The following is a 21,860-nucleotide window of genomic DNA, read 5'->3' on the forward strand; positions in this document are numbered from 1 at the left end:
TAGAAAAATATGGTAAGATGGATTGCTTTCATACTTTTTTTTCTTTTTATTTTACCTGCTTTTGCCGATAAAAAAAAGAAAACGGAGAACATACAGGAGCTAGATGAGAAAACCAGATTAGAATTTGACTATTCTTTTATGGAAGGGGTCAGGAGTAAAATTACCGGGGATTATCAGGCTGCTATCGGATGGTTCGATAATTGCCTTAAAATTCTTCCTTCCAGTTCAGTTGCAAAATATGAAATAGCCGGTATTTTGACTGCAGGTGAAGATTATAACGGTGCTTTGCAATTAGCTCGTGAGGCTGTGGCCGGAAATCCGGATAATATGTGGTATAAAATATTGTTAGCCAATATTTTGCAAAAGAAAGCAATGATCGAAGAGGCTTGTAATGTATATGCCGATATCATTGCTAAATATCCGAATAAAGAAGAATTTTATTTGATCGAAGCGGAGTTATATATCTCTGTCGAGAAATGGCAGAAAGCGATCGAGGTATTCGACCGTTATGAACAACAGAACGGCATAACCGAACCTGTATCTATCGAAAAAATTAAGTTGTATACTAAACTCGATGATGTTAAGAAAGCATCCAACGAATTGTTAAAGTTGATTCGGAAGTTCCCGGATAAGAGCGAATACCTTAGTTTATTAGCCGAACTTTATTTCAATTATAATCAGGATAAAAAAGGATTACAAATTCTGGATCGTATATTGAAGGCCGAGCCTGATAACGGTTTTGTTCATTTCTATTTGGCTGATTATTATCGGAGTAAGAAAGAATTGAAAGAAGCCGATAGACATACGAAAGAAGCTTTGGTCAGTGATAAAATCGAGAATGGATATAAAATACAATATATTCTGAAGTTGATTCTGAATCCTGATACGACATTGACAAGCGATAGTCAGTTGGATAATTATATGAATCTATTGATGCAAAAATATAGCGACGATTTGTCGGTAAGGGCTTTACATTCGGATTTTCTGAAAAAAGATCATAAATTGGCTGAAGCACGGAATGAATTGGAGTATATTCTTTCGAAGGACAAAAATAATTATTTGATTTGGGAAGAATTGCTGCTGATGTGTAACGAGATGGGAGATACCACTTGTATGTATCGGCATGGAATAGAAGCTATAAAGTATTTTCCGGAACAACCTTTACCCTATGCTTTATCGGGAATCGCTTTGATGATGCAAAAACAATTCGCCGAAGCTTTGCCTTTGTTCGAAAAAGGCGTTGAGTTGACAGACGATAAGCCCGAATTAAGATCCCAGTTTTATTCTTATTTAGCTGATTGTTATTACAATTTGGATAGCGTGGAGAGGGCATTCAAGATGTTCGACGAAGTATTGAAAATTAATCCGAACGATATATTGGTATTGAATAATTATGCTTATTATCTCTCTTTGCGGAATGAAAGACTGGCTTTAGCGGAAAAAATGAGTTCACAGGCTGTCGCTATGGAGTCCGATAATGCAACTTACCTGGATACTTATGCCTGGGTGTTGTATAAACGGGGAGAATATTCTCAAGCCAGGTATTATATTAAATTAGCTATAGAAAAGGATAAGGATCCTTCCGGTGTGCTTTATGAACATTATGGTGATATCCTGTATCGGAGTGGAGAACACCAGGAAGCTTTGAAGATGTGGAAAAAAGCAGCTGAAATGGGAGGTGGGGTTTCGGAAGAATTGAATGATAAGATACAATCCGGTAAATTATCCGATTAAAAGACGATGAATTGAATGAAATGAGACTGGGTGGACATATATTTTTGTTGATAATCGTAGTTGTTTCAATAGTGTCTTGCCGTTCTGCTAAACAGATAGCGGTAAAAAAGAATATTCCTTCTATAACGGAAGGCCGGCTATTGAAAAATATCGAAAATAATGAATTGGAATATTCTACTTTGTTTGCTAAAAAGATGGATATTTCCTATAAAGACGGGAAAGGATCCAATAGTTTAAAGGCTTCTCTGAAAATTAAGCGGGATAGTTTTATTCAGGCTAATGTTACAGCACCATTAGGAATCGGAGTAGCACGTATTTTATTGACTAAAGACAGTATCAAATTTGTAGACACTTATCATAAGAACTTCTTTGTAGCCGATTATGATTATTTTTATGATAAGTTCGATGTCCGGGTAAGTTTCGATTGTGTCGAGAAGATCATCACGAATGCTTTTTTTGATTTTCAGGATTGTGCAGGTTTAGGTAAGGAAAAGAAATATAAATTGGATAAGACAGAATTGGGATATGAACTTTCTACTGTAGAAGAAAGGGCAATTAGCCGTAAGATCAAAAAATTCTATAAGAAAAAACGAAAGAATAAAGATTTTATGCTGGTTTTGCAGCGGATTTTAATAGATCCTGAGTATTTCCGGCCTGTAAAAGTATCTGTAGAAGATCTGGATGAAGATATGTCTGTGAGTGTGAATTATGGAGCATTTAAACAGTTTTCGGAAAAGAATTTTCCGGAAAAGATTGTCTTCCAATTAGCGGTTGGAAATAATAAAACCAGTCTGGAATTAAAATTTTTGAAAATAGATTTCGACGTACCTTTGGAACCGAATTTTAAAATTTCTCCTAAATTTAAAAGAATAGAATAATTCATGATCTACAAGTTTTTAGGTATATTGTTAGTTTTGTTTTTTTCGCTTGAGATAAATGTCTCAGCTCAATCGATCAGTGATATTAAAAAACAAAAAGCTAAGACTGAAAAGGAGATCGCTTATTTAAATTCATTGTTGAAGGAAGCCGAAAAGAACAAGTCTGTTTCTACTCAGAAATTGAATATTTTAAGGCAGAAGATTCAACAGAGTAAAAAACTATTAAGTTCTTTAAATCAGGAAGTAGGACTTATTCAGAATAATATTTCTGCCAATGAGCAGCGTATTAAAGAACTGGAAGAGAACAAAAAGTCGATGCTCGATCTTTATGCGAAATTGGTGTATGGTAGCTGGAAAAAACGGAATAAAACAGATAAATTGATGTTTATTTTTTCTTCAGCAGATTTTAATCAGGCTTATAATCGGTTTAAATACTTTCAACAGATTCAGGAATATTCTAAACGTCAATTACATATGATTCAGGCGGTAAACGATTCTTTGGATGTTAAAAACAAAGAATTGAAGGATTTGTTTGCACAAAAGAATACTGCTTTGAATGAAATCGGTGTACAGAGTAAAGAATTAGAATCCGAACAATTGAAAGAAAATCAATATATTGCTCAGATTCAGAAAAAAGAGAAAGATTTTCGGAAAAAATTGCAAGCCGAAATGCAAAAACGTCAGAGGTTGGCTAAACAGTTGGATAAATTGATAGCCAATCAAATCAAGAAATCCGGTAGCACTACTTCGACTTATAAACTGACTCCTGAAGAACAATTGGTATCGAACGATTTTGCTAAAAATAAGGGAAAGTTACCCTGGCCGGTGACTGAAGGATTCATTTCTGAGAAATTCGGTGTATTTAATCATTCGATACATAAATTGGTTGAAGTAGCCAGTCGGGGGATTGGAATTACAACTTCAAAAAATGCTGAAGTGCGTTCCGTTTTTCAAGGAGTGGTTAGTGTGGCTATGTATATGAATGATATCGACAGTTATGTAGTTATTATACGTCATGGAAGTTATTTTACTGTCTATATTAATTTGCAGGAGGTAAAAGTAAATCAAGGAGATGTTGTTAAAACGAAGCAGGTGATCGGAAAAGTTGCTCATGACGAAGAAAAAGGGAGTGTTTTGAATTTTGAAGTTTTTAAGGATACAGAGAAATTGAATCCGGAGCTTTGGTTAGCTAAATAATTGTGATGGAATCTGTGTATGAGAATCTGAAGAATCATTTTAGAAGGAAATTGTCCTGTTTCAGATTAGAGTTATTAGGATTTGATCTGTTGAAGGGTGTAGCGGTTGTGCTTTTTACTTTTTTACTTTTTTTATTCTTCTATGCCGTACTTCTTTCTTTTTTCAGACTTTTACCCGATTTTAAATATGTTCTTTATCTGATTTTATTTTTACTCTTAGGAGTAAAGTTTTTCTTTTTTATCCTTTTACCGTTCATTCGGTTTTTCTTGTCTTTTCGATTATCCAGGGATATTCTTATAAAACAAATCTCGTCTGTTATACCCCGTCAGGTCGACGATATTTTTATATCTGTGTATAATTTGGCTTTTCGGGATAAATTGGTTATCGGACAAACAGTGTTAAAACAAGCGGCTTTTAATCAAAAATATCGACAGCTGACCGCATCCCGTTCTTTTTTGTCTTTTCCCAGAATATTGTATCTTAAATTATCGGTTATTGTTGTTTTTCTTTTTGTTCTTTTTTTCTTTACCGGTTTTGAATGGTATGATTATTATTCGGATTTAAAAGATTACAGACAGGTTTCGGGTCCTTCGAATGAGGTAGGTTTTCACATTTTAAATCGAAGTTTGGAAGTAGAATATGGTAAGACCTTTCAGGTGCAATTGAGTCTTTCCATTCCCGATGCAACTGTAAAACCTGTTTTTATTTGTTATGGCGGAGGAGAATTTTTAATGACTTCCGTTGATTCAATTTTTACGTATGATTTCGAACTGGTTAATAATGATTTGAAATTTTATTTTAAAACGCAGGATCAAACTAGCGATTCTTATCTTTTGAGGGTGTTGCCGACTCCTTCTATCGACGGTTATCGAGTGGTAGCTATTCCTCCTGCTTATACAGGAAAGGAGCCCGAAATTTTAACCAATACAGTCGATTTGCAAGTGTTGTACGGTTCGGTTTTACAATTTGAATTGACCTATTCTAATTTGGATTCTTTATTTTTTGAAGATAAAGAACAAAGTATTTCTATTCCTTTGAAGTCGGTATCTAAGACCGATTTTTCCAGACAGATAAAAGCTTCGGGAGAATATATATTGTCCGGTAGTAATGCTTATTTTTCTCATCGTCAATTGTTGAATTTCAATATTATATGCATTTCTGATTTATACCCTGGAATTCAAATTACGGAGATTCAGGATTCTTTGAAAAATTCTCTTCATTATTTTTATGGGGTGATTACCGATGATTATGGATTTTCAGATCTATGCTTCAATTATTCCCTGGGAACAGACAGGACTGTCGTTGTACCGGTATCTTTTATGAAGAATTTGAATACACAGGAATTTTATTTTAGTTTTGATTTTGCTGAATTTGCCGGTACCGATAAAACGGAAATAAATTATTATTTTGAGGTTTTTGATAACGATAATCTCTCCGGTCCGAAGAGTACCCGTTCTTCCCGGCTGATTTACCGGATTCCTGATTTGAATACTATTTTTGATTATAACCGGGAAGTTAGTCAATCGGTCAACAATGATCTGAAGAAAGCTGAGAAAATAGCAGGTGAAATTGTTACCGGTATCCAGGATTTACGGGAAAAATTATTGGATAATACGACTGATGATTGGGAAAAGCAACAGTTGTCGAAGGAGGTTGTCCGGAAAAAAGAGCAGTTGGATCGATTATTGGAAGCTGTAAAAGAAAATAATCAGAAGAAATCGGATTTGAATCGAAGTTTTACTGTTCAGGACAGTTTATTGATCGATAAGCAAAAGAAGATTCAGGATTTACTGGACCGTTTGATGGATAGTGAAATAAAACAGTTGTTGGATGAATTTTCAAAGCTTTCCGAAGAATTTTCGAAAGATAAATTTAAAAATTTGGACGAAAGAATGGAATTTACTTTCGATCAGGTCAGTGAAGAATTGGATCGGAATATTGAATTGTTGAAACGGTTTCAAATCGAAGAGAGGCATGATTTGATTTCTAAACAAATCGATCGATTGAAATCGGATCAGGCCCGTTTAGAGCGTTTACTGGAAAACAAATCGTTCGATCGGGATTCTGCTTATTCCCGGAACAAAAGCATATTGAATGATTTGAGAGCGATAGAAAATAATTATGAAGAGTTGATTACAGAGAATTCAACCTTGTCAGAACCTTTCGATTTGAAAGATTTTAAGACCGATTTCGATCGATTGTCTTGGAAAATGCAGCAACAAAGGCAAAATATATCCGGGAATAAGAAAGATAAAAAGTTGTCAGAAGAGATTGAAGATGATCTTTTCGAACTTTCAAAAAGAATGAAACAACAACAAGAACGAAATTTTGTTAATAAATCCTTGCCTCAGAATGATATTGAATTGATAATTCAAAATATTTTAATAATTTCGCTATCACAGGAAGAATTGTTACAGCAATTTTCTGATGTACAAGCTCAAAGTTTGAAATATAATGAGTTAGGCCGTATTCAGGATTTAAAAAGACAGGAATATAAGATAATAAAAGATAGTTTATCTGTCTTGGCTAAGTCGAATTTGATGCTAGCTTCTCTTTTGGACCGAAAGTTTTATGATCTTGAAGTAAAATTCGGATTATTACCGGGTTACATTCAGGACAATAGACGCAGCGATTTATTAAGGGAGCAGCATTATATTATTAATTATTTGAATGATATTGCTTTATCTTTGACCGATGCATTACAAAAAGCTAAGGAAGAAGTAAATCGATCCGGTAAACGACGAGGAGAAAAAAATTCCGATAAAAAAAGACAAAGAAATTCATCAGGTGATAGTGGATATCCTAAAATGAAGCAATTTCAACGTAATCTGAAGAAGCAATTGGAAGATTTAGTTTCTCAAATGAAAAATGGTGAAAAAGGTAAACCTTTACATCAAAGAATCAGTAATATGATCAGAGAGAACGAACTCTTCAGAAAGAGTTTGAATGAATTTATTTCAGAAGCTGGTTCGATGTCAAGCAGAGAAAAACAATTATTGAATGAGATCAACCAATTGATCGATCAAAATATTAGAGATATGGCTAATTATTCGGTTTCCGGTCAATTAATTAATCGGAATAACTTAATTTATAATAAATTATTAATGTCAGAAAAAGCATCAAAAGAGAAAGAGGATTTTGAAGATAAACGTAAATCTGAATCGGCCACTCAGACTCGGTTTCATCGGCCTGAGCAGATGTTTGAATTTCAAAAGAAATCGGCTTTCATTAAAACGGATATTCAAAAGTCTGATTTGAAGTTAAATACTTATTTTAAATCAATGTACAACCATTACTATATAAAGCTTGGGAATGAATAAATTATCAATTTCAATTTCGTCAGAAATCAGTAATATTGTCAAAGTTGAGAATTTTGTAGAAACTTTTACTGATTATTTTGCTTTACCGTCTGTATTGTATGGTAAGATCAGCTTATCGGTTATCGAAGCGGTTAATAATGCTATTTTATCCGGAAATAAACGCCAACCGGATAAAATGGTGAGTTTAGTAGCTGAGAAAACAGATAAACAATTTAAGGTGACAGTCAGTGATGAAGGAGAGGGGTTCGATTATGAAGTTATACCGGATCCGACTTTACCGGATAATATCAATAAAATAACCGGTCGTGGGCTATATCTGATGAAAACTTTGTCCGATGAGTTAATATTTGAAAACGGAGGTTCTACGGTGACTTTGGTTTTTAATTTGTAGTGAATGTGTGTGTCAGCGTTTTTATTTTGTGGGAAAGATTTCCTGGGTTATAATAACGTTTTTAAGCTATTTCAATGAAAGAAATTTTGTTTTATAGAGAAGGAAAAGCAGACTATCCTTCTTTTTTTTCTGATAAGCTGATATGTAAATGGATCGAGGTGATTGCCGGACATTATAATAAATCGGTAGGTGCTATCAATTTTATTTTTTGTGACGATGATTATATACTTGCTGTAAATCGTCAATATTTGAAACACGATTATTATACTGATGTTATTACTTTCGACTATTGCGAAGGAGATGTACTTTCGGGCGATGTATTCATTAGTTTGGATACAGTGAAATCGAATTCCGAAATGTTTTCTACTTTTTTTGAAAATGAGTTCTGTAGGGTGATTTGTCATTCAGTTCTTCATTTAATCGGATTTAAAGATAAAACGGATGTCGATAGTAAGGAAATGCGTAAAAATGAAAATATTTGCTTAGATCTTCTTAAAACGCTTTAAAATGGCAAATCTTTTACCGGATTATGATGTAATTGTTGTCGGCGCCGGACATGCGGGTTGTGAAGCTGCCTGTGCAGCAGCTCATTTAGGATCTCATACCTTATTGATCACCCTGGATATGAATAAGATAGCTCAGATGTCTTGTAATCCAGCGATAGGAGGTATTGCTAAAGGTCAGATAGTGAGAGAAATAGATGCTTTGGGAGGTTTGACCGGTATAGTGACTGATCAGAGCTCGATTCAATTCAGAATGCTGAATCGTTCGAAAGGTCCTGCCATGTGGAGTCCTCGTTCACAATGCGACCGGATGAAATTTTCTGCTAATTGGAGGTATCAGCTCGAGCATACGGATGGTTTGGATATGTGGCAGGATGATGTAGTAGAGTTGGTAGTGAAAGATGGGCAGGTTTACGGGGTTAAGACAGCCTTGGGGGTCGTTTTTAATGCGAAACGGGTGATTTTAACCAACGGAACTTTTTTAAACGGCCTAATGCATATAGGTCGGGTAAGTTTCGAAGGAGGCCGTATTTCCGAGCCGGCTTCTCACGGTTTAACAGCTCAATTGTGTAGCTTGGGATTCGAAACGGGGCGGATGAAGACCGGTACTCCTGTCCGTATAGACGGAAAAAGTATCGATTTTTCTAAATTGACCGAACAAGGCGGGGATAATGATTTTCATTGTTTTTCTTATTTGCATTATGATTATAGGAATACTCTGATCCAAAGGCCTTGTTATATGGCTTATACTAACGAAGCTGTACATCATGCTTTGAGGCAGGGGTTTACCGATAGTCCTTTATTCAACGGCACTATACAGAGCGTTGGTCCTCGTTATTGTCCCAGCATAGAGACTAAATTGAATACTTTTGCCGATAGGACCAGTCATCATTTATTTTTGGAACCGGAGGGAGAAACTACTACAGAGTTTTATTTAAACGGTTTTTCTTCTTCATTGCCCTGGGATGTACAATTGACCGGTTTGCGTTTGATTGAAGGTTTCGAGAATGTAAGAATTTTCCGGCCGGGTTATGCGATAGAATATGATTATTTTCCTCCTACACAGCTTTATCATACTTTAGAGACTAAATTGATTCAAGGACTTTATTTTGCCGGTCAGATCAATGGAACGACAGGTTATGAGGAAGCAGCAGCACAAGGATTGATGGCCGGGATCAATGCCCATTTATCTTTACATTCTTCAGTTGAATTTGTATTGAATCGGGATGAAGCATATATTGGGGTACTCATAGACGATTTAGTGACGAAAGGAGTGGATGAACCTTATCGTATGTTTACTTCCCGGGCAGAATATCGTATTTTATTGAGACAAGATGATGCGGATATGCGTTTGACACCTAAGGGATTTCAGATTGGTTTAGTTACTAATAATAGACATAAGATATATTTGGATAAAATAGAGAAGAGAGATTTGTTAATTGATTTTATTAAGAATTTTAGTGTTAAACCTGATGAAATCAATTCTTTTCTACTTTCATTGAATACAGCACCTATCCGACAAGGAATGAAGTTGGTGGATATTCTTAGTCGTCCTCAAGTGGGATTATTGGCTTTGATTGATGTTTTACCTTCGTTGAATAATTTTATCGGGGAATTTGTTTTGCGTGATGAAATCATTGAAGCTGCTGAAATTTCTATAAAATATTCGGGATATATCGAGCGGGAACGAATGTTAGCCGATAAATTATCCCGTTTAGAGAATCTAGTCATTGCTGGAAAATTTAATTACGAAGAACTCACGAATTTGTCTATTGAAGCTCGTCAAAAATTGTCAAAGATTCAACCTAGAACAATAGGTCAGGCTTCTCGTATAAGTGGTGTGTCGCCAGCTGATATTAATGTTCTTTTGATATTGATGGGACGGTAAAGAGGCGAATGTTTCACGTGGAACATAAAAAAGGTGCGAAGGGTGAAATATGTGTTTTATAAAATATTTTTATAAAAGAATTTTTGAACCGATGAAAAAAATTGAAGGTAATATTATTGATATCTATAATAACCGGATTTTTCCCGGAACAATTTGTATAGACCATGGAATAATTACCGATATTTTAGAAAATTCCAATTCTTATCAAAATTTCATAGCGCCTGGTTTTATAGATGCTCATGTACATATTGAAAGTTCGATGCTGGTGCCTGAAGAATTTTCAAAACTGGCTATTTCGAAAGGGACAGTAGCCGTTATTAATGATCCTCATGAAATAGCCAATGTTTTAGGAATAGAAGGTATTCGGTTTATGATAGAAAATAGTTGGAAAGCACCCATCAAAATTTTCTTTTCAGTGCCTTCTTGTGTTCCCGCTACTTCTTTTGATTATTCAGGAGCTGAAATAAATTCTGATCATATCGAGGAATTATTACAAAACTATTCGTTTGTTTCTCTATCGGAAATGATGAATATATCCGGAGTATTACAAAAAGATGCTGAAGTATGGCGTAAATTGAAATTAGCTGAAAAATATAATATACCGATCGATGGGCATGCTCCGGGGATAATAGGGGAAGTTTTGAAACAATATGTAAGTGCAGGTATTTCTACTGATCATGAATCTGTATCTTTATCCGAAGCTTTGGAAAAAATTTCTTTAGGAATGAAAATTCTAATTCGGGAAGGAAGTGCAGCTAAAAATTACGAGGCTTTAAAATCCTTGATAAATAGTCATCCTTATTCTTTGATGTTTTGTACAGATGATTCTCATCCCGGAGATTTGATTCATTGCGGGCACATCGATAAGATAGTTCGAAGAGCTATTGCTGATGGTTTCGATTTATTTCAGGTTTTGAGAATAGCTTCTCTTCATCCTATACAACATTATCACTTACCGATAGGTACACTTCGGATAGGAGATCCTGCTGATTTTTGTATATTTGAAGACTTAAAATCATTTTCAGTATCGGAAGTTTACATACAGGGTGAACTTAAATATTCTAGTTCTTGGTCTATGCCGGATATTAAAGCTGAAGTTTCTGATTTTTCGAATTTGAATCAATTCAATCGGAAATTACTCCAGCTTTCCGATTTGAGAAAACCCATAACATCCGATATCGTTTCTATCAAGGTGTATGATGGGGAATTAATTACAGATAAAGTAATTTTTTCAAATCATGATTCATTCGATAATTTTGAATCTGATTTGGATAGAGATATACTCAAGATTATTTATCTGAATCGTTATGAGAATAAACCTCCTCAGATTGCTTTTATACATGGAATAGGTCTGAAAAAAGGTGCTTTTGCAAGTAGTATATCGCATGATTCCCATAATATCATTGCAGTAGGATGTAATGATCAGGATTTATTGATTGCTCTTAATTCTATTATTTCAGCAAAAGGAGGACTTTCAGTGGCATCTGAGGGAGAAGTTGACATTTTATCTTTACCTATTGCCGGTATTATGACTGATGAAAATGGTGAAAAGGTAGCTATGATTTGGAATAAATTAATTCAAATTTTGCATCATAATGGGTGTATACTCGATTCACCTTTTATGACTCTTTCTTTTATGGCTCTGATTGTGATACCTGAATTGAAAATAGGTGAAAGAGGATTGTTCGAATATAGTAAATTTAAGTTTTTAGCAGATTGAATTTGTTATGGCTTTATATGATGACCATTTGAAAAAAAAGATTAGTGAATTACCTTCTTCACCTGGAGTATATCAATATTTCGATTCTTCTGGAGTAATTATATATATTGGAAAGGCTAAAAATTTAAAAAATAGGGTATTATCTTATTTAAATCAAAGTAATCAGTCAAATAAAACCCGGATTTTGGTCAATAAAATCACGGATTTACGGTATATTGTTGTAAATAGTGAGCAAGATGCATTACTTTTAGAAAATAATCTGATCAAAAAATATAAGCCGCGTTATAATATTTTATTGAAAGACGATAAATCTTATCCCTGGATTTGTATTAAGAAAGAACCTTATCCCCGGGTGTTTCTTACCCGCCGTTTTGTACACGACGGATCGGAATATTTCGGTCCTTATACTTCGGGAAAATTTGCCCATGTACTGATTTCTTTAATTAAATCTTTATTCAAATTACGGACTTGTAAGCTTGCATTAAATACGAAGGCTGTCTATAACAACCGTTTTAAAGTTTGTTTGGAATATCATATCGGTAATTGTCTCGGGCCTTGTATTGGTAAAATACAGGAAGAAGAATACGATGAATTTATCAGCCAGGTGAGGAATATTTTGAAAGGTAATTTGTCTTCTGTCATTCAGGTTATGACCAGGAAGATGAATTCGTATGCGGAATCACTGCATTTTGAGGAGGCCAATCGAATGAAAGAAGCACTTGAAGCCATTAAAAATTATCAATCTAAATCGACTATTGTCCGTACTACGATTCACGATACAGATGTTTTTTCTTATTTGGAAGATGAGAAATATGCTTATGTTAATTTTTTGAGAATTGTTCATGGTGCTGTTATACAAGTACATACAGTTGAATTAGAAAAGAAGATCGAAGAAGATAAGGAAGCTTTGCTTGCTTTCGCTATCTATGAGATCCGCCAATTGGTGAATAGTAATTCGAAAGAAATTATTGTTCCTTTTTATCCGGATGTTCAATTGGAAGGAGTGCAATATGTGATACCTCAACGAGGTGACAAGAAACAATTATTGGATTTGTCCGAAAGAAATGTATCCTATTTTAGATTGGATAGAGAACGGCAGAGGAATCTAAAGAAAGAAGATTCGAGTTTTAATATATTGAAAACCATTAAGTTAGAACTAAAACTGCCTACATTACCACATCGTATGGAGTGTTTCGATAATTCGAATATTCAAGGGACTAATCCAGTGGCTTCCTGTGTAGTTTTTATCGATGGTAAACCGGCTAAAAAAGAATATCGAAAGTTCCACGTGAAAACAGTCGTCGGGGCGGACGATTTTGCTTCTATGGAAGAAATTATTTTCCGGAGATATAAAAGAGTATTGGATGAAGGTCTGGAATTACCGGATCTGATCGTGATCGATGGAGGAAAAGGACAGTTACATTCGGCTGTAAATAGTTTGAAAAAATTAGATCTATATGGGAAAGTACCGATTTTAGGATTGGCAAAACAAATGGAAGAAATTTATTTTCCTGAAGATAAGGATCCTTATCTGTTGGCTAAAAATTCGATGGCTTTAAAAACGTTGATGCATATCCGGGACGAAGCCCATCGATTTGGTATTACATTTCATCGTAAATTGAGAGAAAAATCACAGATTAACAGTATATTAGGTGATATTAAGGGTATCGGAGAAGCAACTGAAACTATATTATTGCATGAGTTTAAGTCAGTTAGTAATATCAAACAAAAGTCTATTGAAGAACTGGCTAAGGTGATCGGGAAGAAGAAAGCACAACTTATTCATGAGTATTTTCATCAAGAAACCGAATAATAAGAGTTTATCCGAAAGAGTGCCGAGGTAAATCAGCTGCTTTAAAGCTTAATATGTATTGTTTTAATACTGATTGGCGAATCTGTAGTTCCGATCGTAAATATAAGTTGTAAACTTTAGATTCGCCAATCGGTCTTTAAGGCAGTCACAAAAAATAGAAAAATTTTCTATAAACAGCCTTTTATTTAGTTATTTGACAGGTTTCAGGGTATTTCGATATACTTCTTTATCGTTTAATACTTCAACCGCTTTAGCTACTTCTTGATCATGCTGGACTTTATATTCTATTACCCCTTGCAGATAATAGTAACGTTGAATGAATTGTTCTGTTAAAAACGAAGTGATCTCATCTTTAAAGAGGTCCATATCGCGGTCGATAGAATGGGTGAAATCATTTTCCAAAGCGGCAATTTGTTCTTTGGCGGTGTCATAATACTTTTCGGCTTTGGCTGCTTCGATCAATTTATTCAATATCTGTTGTGATTCGGTTTCATAACTGAATTTCTTTTCTTTCAGATAGGTTTTGAATTCGTTGTATATTTCATCTGTAATTTTAAATTCATTGATAGGGGCAATATTGGGGTGCCGAAGGGCATAACTATTGATAAAATCAAATGTTAGATCTTGTAAAACAAGTTCTTGAGTGATTCTTGCATAATCTTCCGGAGTAATTTTAATATCCGGACTGATTCCGCCACCGTCATACACTTTTCTTCCGGATTGGGTTTTAAATTCTGAAATCAAAGAATCGGGCACTTTTCCGACACTTCCGTCAGGGTTCCGGTGGGAATAATCCAAGGCCTGAATACATCTTCCGCTAGGAATATAATATTTTGCGGTGGTAACTTTTAATTTCGTATTGTAGGCCAGATCGCGGACTGTTTGAACCAATCCCTTTCCGTAGGAACGTTCGCCTATTAGAACAGCTCTATCGAGATCCTGAAGAGCACCCGATACGATTTCAGAGGCCGATGCTGAACCCCGGTCGATCAATACTACTAAAGGCATATCGGGTACGATGGGATTATTTTTGGCTGTATATTCTTTATCCCATTGTTTTACTTTCCCTTTGGTGTCGACTATTTTGGAATTTTTCGGAACGAAGAAATTCACTATTTCAACGGCTTGATCCAGAAGACCTCCTGAATTTCCTCTTAGGTCCAGAATTAAAGAAGAGGCTCCTTTGTTCTTTAGTGAGATAATTGCCGAACGGACATCTGCAGCAGATTTATCGGTAAAACTGGTTAGATAGATATATCCGGTCGTATCGTTAACCATACCGGAATAAGGGACGCTCGGTAGTTGGATTTTTTCTCGTATAGCTTTCTTTTCTAGTGGTTTAGTCTCAAATTCACGCTGAACTTTTATGGTGATTTCTTTTCCCGGTTGTCCTTTTAATAAAGTACTTACCTCTTCCGTATTTTTACCTTTCACCGAAATTCCGTCGATAGCCAGGATGATATCTCCGGGAAGTAATCCGGCTTTATCTGCAGGAGAATCTTTATAAGGCTCCCGGATAATGACCTGATCTCCTTTTTTACTGATGACGGAACCGATACCGGCATATTCTCCGGTAGTCATCAGTTTTACATCTTCCATTTCGGATTCCGGATAATAAACAGTATATGGATCCAAAGATTTTAACATGGCTTTTATTCCTGTAGTGACCAGGTCACCGGGATTGACTTCATCGACATAAAACATATTTACGTCTCTGAACAGAGTGGCATAAATATTCAGCTGCTTACTGATTTCAAAGCTTTTATCATCGTTTCTCAGTGCGGTCAATCCGAGAGTGATCGAGATGAATGCTATGCCAACAAGTAGAATTCTTTTTGTTTTCATTTATATTTTAAATTTTTGTTTGTGATACAACACCTGATTTTTAATTAACGAAAATACGATATATAATTGATAATTGAAAATGGTAAATTGAAAATTAGCAAATCCTTAAGATGGATTGTTATTTTTTAAGGCACAGGATCATAGCCGCTGCCTCCCCAGGGATGACAGCGGAGTAGTCTTTTTATAGCCAGCCATAATCCCTTAAAAGGTCCGTGTTTTCGGATAGCTTCGATCGCATACTGGGAACAAGTGGGTACAAAACGGCAGGTGGGTGGCTTTAAAGGGGAGATACAGTATTGATAAAACCGAATCGGTAAAAGTAATAAGTGACTGATTATGCATTTAATAAGTGTCATACGATCGTTTTACCGGGATCAGGAAACAGAGGATAGTAAAGATGGAATCTTCTTCAGTACACTTTTTATGGCCTTTTCGGTTTTAGAAAAAACCGGAAGATTTTGATCGAGGTAGATAAATAGAATATCTACTGTATGTCCGGGGATTATATGCTGATAGAATTCGGGTTTGTTTAAACGGTAAGCTTCACGGGTCAGCCGTTTTACCCGGTTACGTTTAACAGCCCTTTTAAATTTCTTTTTACTCACGCTGATCGCTATCCTGGCAGGATATTCTCCGGGTATAGACGAATCTTTGAGTACGACCCGGAACGGGTATTTTACAAAGCTGATCTCAGAAGTCAATAGTTCTTCGAAAAGAATTTTACTACATAGACGTTCGGCTTTGCTGAGTGAGTACATAAATGCAGGTTGGTAACTTATAGGGAAGCTAATCACAAAAAGTCAAACTTTTTGTGATTAGCTTCATTTTTGAATTATTTTGTTTTGTTTTCTTTGTTATAACGCTTTATAAACTCTTCGATAGCCATTGTCATGGAAGGACATTGGGGTGTCGGAGCTTTTATATCCAGCCGTAATCCTGCTTCTTCGACTGCAACTGCAGTTGCAGGTCCGAAAGCTGCTATAACTGTGGTATCCTGAACGAAGTCCGGGAAATTCTGGAATAAAGATTTTATACCGGATGGGGTATAAAAAGCTATGATATCGTATTCTTTCAAATTTTTGATATCGCTCAGATCGCTGGAAACCGTTTTATAAAGAATAGCTTTCGTGTATTTCAGATTCAACTGATCCAGTAATCCGGGAATATTTTCTTTGTGGATATCGGAAAGAGGTACAAGAAAATTTTCTGTTTTATGTTTCAGTAAAATTTTAGTCATATCATCCACTTTCTTATCCCCATAGAAAATTTTTCTTTTACGGTAGACGATGTATTTTTGTAAATAAAAAGCCGTTGCTTCCGAAATACAAAAATATTTCATCGTGTCCGGTACCGTTATTCTTAACTCTCCGCAGATTCTGAAAAAGTGATCTATAGCTGTACGGCTGGTAAAAATAATAGCAGTGTGATCAAGAATATTGATCCGTTCCTGTCTGAATTCTTTAGCTGTAACTCCTTCAACCTTAATAAAAGGACGAAATTCCAGTTTTAAACCGTATTTTTCCGCTAGTTCAGAATAGGGAGATTTTTCTGTAGTTGGTTGCGGTTGCGATACGAGTATCTTTTTTATCTTCAAAGCAGTAAAGTTTTAAATTAATACCCTGATGTTATTCTACCATCTTGTAAAGCACAAGAAGTGGCATGATTTCGAGGGCACAAAGGTACAAAATCATATACAAAATTGAAACCCTATGCGTGATTAATATTTCAATCCATCTTATAATTTTAACAATCATAAGTAAAATTGCACCGAATATAACTATCTTTAATAGAGGAATAACAGCAAAAGATTTCACGAAAAAGATTGCAATTACAAAAGGTGAAATCAAAAGTCCTGACAAAATATTGTAAGTCCATAAATTTACGATGACTTCGTCGGCCATATTTTTAGCGTTAAAAGTCCATCCGAATAACCGGACAATCAAGAGAAGAAGAAAATGATAAAGAAATAAGCCGATGAAAAGATATAATGTAAATAAATTGATAAAATTTCCTTCGATGATATAGACGATACCGATAGAAATGATGGAGAAGGACAAACATAAGGATAGAATATAACAGATCAGATTGGAAGATATTCCTTCATTCAAAATAATTTCAGCTTTCTTCCTTTTCAATAATGTATTCAATAGATTGTAAAACAGATCTTTACCTCTTAATCTTACAAATGCAAAAATAATCAGGAAACCGACTGTGAATAGTACGTTTCCGAACAGATCTTTATTGTGTTCCAACTGTGTCGAAGGTAAAAATCGACCAGCAGGCATATAGATTTCAAATGTGTCTGTTTCAGTTTGATGTAATGGTAGAATAGACAGGCTATCTTGTTCAGAATGAAAATATGTTATATCGGTATTTGGCATTGAATCTGTAGGTGATGTTGAAACTGATTTCATGGGATCCTTCTGTTGATTTTACTAAATTTCCAAGAGACATATCGTAGGAATAAGCCAGACGATATTCAAATTTTTTATTGGCAGAATTCAACTTGAGTCCAAGTTTGAAAATGATCGCTTTATAATTTTCTTTATCGCTGTTCAGGAGCTGAGAACTATACCATACTCCACCGAATAAGGGATCGGTGGTGATATCCGAACCGACGATAAAGTTATCGAATGAGGAGGGAGATAATAATCGATCTCCTCGGTTTTCATATAATAATCCCGGACAAACATATAAACTACTTTTTTTGTCGAGGCTATAAAGGGAGGTTCTGATAAAACTATTCCATTGTAAACTCAGTTTGATCGGAATCCGGGCATTTTCTTCGATAAAATTGTCTTTGGGGCGGGTGAAATGATTGACGGAAAATCCGATGAAATTATGCATAAATTCACGGTAATGACGTTCCCAGGGAACATAGATCATAAAACCTGTACTGAAATCCCAATAATTTTGTTTTTCATTGACAATGTCCAAAGCCGGTAACGGTAGAATGTTACCGTATATTTCATGAAGATTCCCGGAATAAATGTATTTGTTCGGATTCAGCCTTTCGTCATAATAAGAACCTTTCACTCCTAATTGAAAGTAGATATTTTTTTCTTTGTTGAAATACCCTCTCCAGGAGTAGGATAGTCCGATACTGTTCGATTTTATAAAACCACCCCCTTCATCACTTGAAATAACGGATAATCCGAATCCATAATTATTGTATGTTTTTAAATCGGCGGAAAAAAAAATCGTTGAAAAATTACCCGGAAATTTGGGCCAGAGTTTCCGATAGGTCAATTGTCCGTTGAATTCACCTTCATTCAAACCAACGAAGGAAGGATTATAATAAATCCGATTCTCCCAAAATTGAGAAAAGGAATAATCCTGAGCGAAGCTAGCCGGAGTATATATGAAAAATATAAAATAGAACAGGATTCTATTTTTAATAAATACTCGCATATTGGTTTGATTGAAATTTATTGCAATAATATAAAAAAATCGGGATTAATTTACATTTATTAAATTGAAACAAGTTTTTTTACAGGTCAATGTGCTTCATACCAATTGTTTCCGAATCCTGTACTAACCGTTAGAGGCACAGAGAGTTTTATTACATGCTCCATACAATTCGTCACCAGGCTTTTCAGGAGATATTGTTCGGATTTATGGCATTTGAAATTGAGTTCGTCATGAACTTGAATGATCATTCTGGACATCAATCCTTCTTCCTGAATGCGTTTTTGGATACAGATCATAGCCATTTTTATAATATCGGCAGCCGATCCCTGTATCGGAGCATTGATGGCATTTCGTTCCGCCATCCCTCTGACTACGGCATTCCGGGAGTTTATGTCCCGGAGATAACGTCTGCGGCCCATAATTGTTTCGACAAATTCTTTTTTTCTGGCTTTTTCGACGGATTCTTCCATGTATTTTTTCACGCCTGGATAAAGATCGAAATAACCGTCGATCAATTCTTTGCCTTCTTTGCGGCTGATGTGGAGTCTTTCGGCCAAGCCCCAGGCAGATATACCGTATATGATACCGAAATTAGCTGTTTTAGCCCGGCGGCGCATTTCAGGAGTTACTTCCTCTAAGGTGACATGATAAATTTTTGAAGCTGTAGCGGTATGTACATCTATACCGTGATTGAAAGCATGAATCAATTCTTTATCCTGACTTAAATGAGCCATCAACCGTAATTCGACCTGGGAATAGTCGGCTGAGAAAAACAAATAGTCGTCATTACCGGTAACGAAAGCCTTACGGATTTTCCGGCCTTCTTCTGTGCGGATAGGGATATTTTGCAGATTCGGGTTCAGGCTGCTTAAACGACCGGTTGCCGCTTCTGCCTGATTGAAATGAGTGTGTATTTTTCCTGTCCCCGGGTCGATAAAACTGGGAAGTGCTTCTGCATATGTCGTCAAAAGTTTTTTTAATCCCCGGTAATCCAGTATTTTATTGATAATGGGATGTTCGTCTTCTAATTTTACAAGCACTTGTTCTGAAGTACTGTATTGACCGGATTTTGTCTTTTTGTGATTACTGTCGATTTTCAGTTTATCGAAGAGTACTTCACCCAATTGCTTGGGGGAACTGATGTTGAATTCCTGATGAGCTAATTCATAGATTTCTTTTTCAATGATATCGATCCGTTCTTTTAGTTCGCTTGAAATGGACTGAAGTTCGTTACAATCGATGCTTACTCCTTCGTATTCCATGTCGGCGAGTACAAAAACCAGTGGCATTTCGATGTTGTTATAGAGTGCCAGTAAGCCGGTCTGTTGCAGATCGTCACAGAGTTTTTCACGAAGCTGGAAGATAACATCGGTTTTCTCTGCAAAATCGTTATCTTCCGTCCCTGCTTCTTCATCGAACTGGAGCGTGAGTTGCTGATCTTCTTTTTTACTTCCCGAGAGTTTATAATTGAGGTATTCCAAAGCAACCCGGCCTAAGTCGTGTGATATGTCCGGATGGAGTACATAATGGGCTATTTTAATGTCGAAAATATCATTTTTGAGTTTGATACCTGCTCTTTTCAGCCAAATGATATCGTTTTTTACATCGGCCGATATTAAAATTTTATTTTTGTTTTCAAAAATGGCCTGGAATTGGAGTATGATTTCCAATGCCTTGTTTTTGTCATTAGGCAGATTGATATAACTTACTTCGTGAAGTTTTGTCGAGAAGCACAGATGAGTCGGCCAGGAATTATACAGAGTCCCGTTTTTGAAAACAACATATAAAGCATAAAGATCTGCTTCTTCCAGTTTTTGCAGTAAAGAAGCCGGATCTTGGGAATGGTCGGTATAACTGACTTTGATGTCCGACAATTTCTCTGAGGTATCTTCTTCTATATCTGTATTCAATACCCGTTTTACCAATGAAAAGAGTTCCAGTTCTTTGAAAATAGGATCCAGAATTTTTACATCGATATGTTTCTTCTCAAGATCTTCGGGAGTGATATCGGTAGGAACTTCGGTACAAATAGTGACCAGGGTACGTGACAAATGGACGGTTGGCTGGCAATCGAGCAGATTCTGCCGTTGTTTGCCTTTGAGTTCATCGATATGGGCATATATTCCGTCGATATCTCCATATTTATAGACCAGGGTAGCAGCGCTTTTAGGGCCGATTCCGGAACATCCCGGAACATTGTCCGCCGTATCTCCCATCAGTCCTAAAATATCGATGACCTGATCCACCCGTTCGATCCCGAAATGATCCAATACTTCGGGAATACCCCAGACTTCCGATTTATTTCCTGAACGTCCGGGTTTATACATAAAAACTTTTTCACTGACCAGCTGGGCATAATCTTTATCCGGCGTGATCATATAAACGGTATAACCTTCTTTCTCCGCTCTTTTGGCCAGGGTACCGATAAAATCGTCGGCTTCGTAACCCGGCGCATCCAGACAAGAAATACCCAAACCTGCGATAATTTTTTTTATATAAGGAATGGATTTTCTCAGATCTTCCGGCATCGGGGGACGTTGTGCTTTATAAGGTGTGTACATTTCGTGCCGGAAAGTGGGACCTTCGGGATCGAAAATCACTGCGATATGAGTCGGTTTTTCTAATTCTAATAATTCGATCAGAAAATTACAAAAACCAAAGGTGGCGGAGGTGTTTATTCCTGTGGTGGTAATCCGGGGATTATTGATAAAAGCATAATACGACCGGTATATCAGTGCATAGGCGTCTAGTAGGAATAAGGTCTTAGGATCTGACATGAATATAGGATTAAAATTTATACGGACAAAGTTAGAAAAAAAAGCTCATCAGTAAGTATATCGGAGGGAGGCTTTTATATGTTATATTCTAAACATTGAGAATCGTATTTGTACTAAAAAGAGAGATTCTCTGAAAAATAAATGGGATATATTTGCAAGAAATAGATTTGTTTGTATATTTGTCGTCACAAAACAAAAACAGAGCGATGAAATCATTTTGGAATGCATATTATTTTTATTTTTACTTTTTTAGCAGAGAGTAAAGGGCTTCCGTGTAATGATTAAAAAATAGGATTAAAGTAAGCCCTGATCACTCAGGGCTTTTTTATTTGGACAAAGATGGCGACGTATTTTCGATTTAGCAGCTGGTTTTATTTTTACTT

General features: G+C 35.8%; 16 protein-coding genes. 9 read left to right on the forward strand and 7 right to left on the reverse strand.

Annotation, left to right across the window (positions count from 1 at the left end; genetic code table 11):
- Positions 1–9: 9 nt before the first annotated feature.
- The 9 genes from WS42_RS02430 to uvrC all read left to right on the forward strand — a co-directional run bounded on the left by WS42_RS02430 (position 10) and on the right by uvrC (position 13,444).
- A complete protein-coding gene (locus tag WS42_RS02430) occupies positions 10–1,734 on the forward strand; it encodes a tetratricopeptide repeat protein (RefSeq protein WP_046404402.1) in 1,725 nt (574 codons plus the stop codon).
- A gap of 20 nt (positions 1,735–1,754) precedes the next feature.
- Positions 1,755–2,612: a lipoprotein insertase outer membrane protein LolB1 gene (gene lolB1, locus WS42_RS02435; protein WP_046404403.1), complete on the forward strand. Its 858-nt coding sequence runs from the start codon at positions 1,755–1,757 to the stop codon at positions 2,610–2,612.
- A gap of 3 nt (positions 2,613–2,615) precedes the next feature.
- Complete coding sequence (locus WS42_RS02440) at positions 2,616–3,809, forward strand: murein hydrolase activator EnvC family protein (RefSeq protein ID WP_013612907.1); 1,194 nt, start codon at positions 2,616–2,618, stop codon at positions 3,807–3,809.
- A 626-nt stretch (positions 3,810–4,435) separates the two neighbouring features.
- Positions 4,436–7,129 (forward strand): coiled-coil domain-containing protein, encoded by a 2,694-nt coding sequence (locus tag WS42_RS02445; RefSeq protein ID WP_286728156.1) that lies wholly within the window; start codon positions 4,436–4,438, stop codon positions 7,127–7,129.
- Positions 7,122–7,520: an ATP-binding protein gene (locus WS42_RS02450; protein WP_013612905.1), complete on the forward strand. Its 399-nt coding sequence runs from the start codon at positions 7,122–7,124 to the stop codon at positions 7,518–7,520. The genes WS42_RS02445 and WS42_RS02450 overlap by 8 nt, the downstream gene beginning before the upstream one ends.
- 74 nt (positions 7,521–7,594) lie before the next feature.
- Positions 7,595–8,026, forward strand: coding sequence for an rRNA maturation RNase YbeY (gene ybeY, locus WS42_RS02455; protein WP_087382079.1), 432 nt, complete (start codon positions 7,595–7,597; stop codon positions 8,024–8,026).
- Position 8,027: 1 nt separating this feature from the next.
- On the forward strand, positions 8,028–9,911 hold the full coding sequence (mnmG, locus tag WS42_RS02460) for a tRNA uridine-5-carboxymethylaminomethyl(34) synthesis enzyme MnmG (RefSeq protein WP_013612903.1): 1,884 nt from the start codon (positions 8,028–8,030) through the stop codon (positions 9,909–9,911).
- A 91-nt stretch (positions 9,912–10,002) separates the two neighbouring features.
- On the forward strand, positions 10,003–11,631 hold the full coding sequence (ade, locus tag WS42_RS02465) for an adenine deaminase (protein WP_046404481.1): 1,629 nt from the start codon (positions 10,003–10,005) through the stop codon (positions 11,629–11,631).
- A gap of 7 nt (positions 11,632–11,638) precedes the next feature.
- Positions 11,639–13,444 carry an excinuclease ABC subunit UvrC gene (gene uvrC / locus WS42_RS02470; protein WP_013612901.1) on the forward strand — a complete coding sequence of 602 codons (1,806 nt, stop codon included), beginning with the start codon at positions 11,639–11,641 and terminating at the stop codon, positions 13,442–13,444.
- A 189-nt stretch (positions 13,445–13,633) separates the two neighbouring features.
- On the opposite strand, the gene WS42_RS02475 is transcribed toward uvrC, so the two are convergent.
- From WS42_RS02475 to polA, 7 genes are all read right to left on the reverse strand, one after another.
- Positions 13,634–15,289, reverse strand: coding sequence for a S41 family peptidase (locus WS42_RS02475; protein WP_013612900.1), 1,656 nt, complete (start codon positions 15,287–15,289; stop codon positions 13,634–13,636).
- Positions 15,290–15,414: 125 nt separating this feature from the next.
- A complete protein-coding gene (gene yidD, locus WS42_RS15245) occupies positions 15,415–15,645 on the reverse strand; it encodes a membrane protein insertion efficiency factor YidD (protein ID WP_013612899.1) in 231 nt (76 codons plus the stop codon).
- Between the two features lie 18 nt (positions 15,646–15,663).
- The gene (gene rnpA / locus WS42_RS02480) at positions 15,664–16,047 is read right to left on the reverse strand and encodes a ribonuclease P protein component (protein ID WP_022160858.1); all 384 of its coding nucleotides are present in this window, start codon (positions 16,045–16,047) and stop codon (positions 15,664–15,666) included.
- Positions 16,048–16,121: 74 nt separating this feature from the next.
- Positions 16,122–16,883, reverse strand: coding sequence for a uroporphyrinogen-III synthase (locus tag WS42_RS02485; protein WP_013612897.1), 762 nt, complete (start codon positions 16,881–16,883; stop codon positions 16,122–16,124).
- Positions 16,884–16,914: 31 nt separating this feature from the next.
- A complete protein-coding gene (locus tag WS42_RS02490) occupies positions 16,915–17,703 on the reverse strand; it encodes a DUF4271 domain-containing protein (RefSeq protein ID WP_118102599.1) in 789 nt (262 codons plus the stop codon).
- Complete coding sequence (locus WS42_RS02495) at positions 17,636–18,700, reverse strand: PorP/SprF family type IX secretion system membrane protein (protein ID WP_046404407.1); 1,065 nt, start codon at positions 18,698–18,700, stop codon at positions 17,636–17,638. Before WS42_RS02495 ends, WS42_RS02490 begins: the two co-directional genes overlap by 68 nt.
- Positions 18,701–18,786: 86 nt before the next feature.
- Complete coding sequence (polA, locus tag WS42_RS02500; protein WP_022160853.1) at positions 18,787–21,477, reverse strand: DNA polymerase I; 2,691 nt, start codon at positions 21,475–21,477, stop codon at positions 18,787–18,789.
- Positions 21,478–21,860: the final 383 nt, after the last annotated feature.

The organism is Odoribacter sp. N54.MGS-14 (assembly GCF_000980295.1).
Classification (GTDB): Bacteria; Bacteroidota; Bacteroidia; order Bacteroidales; family Marinifilaceae; genus Odoribacter; species Odoribacter splanchnicus.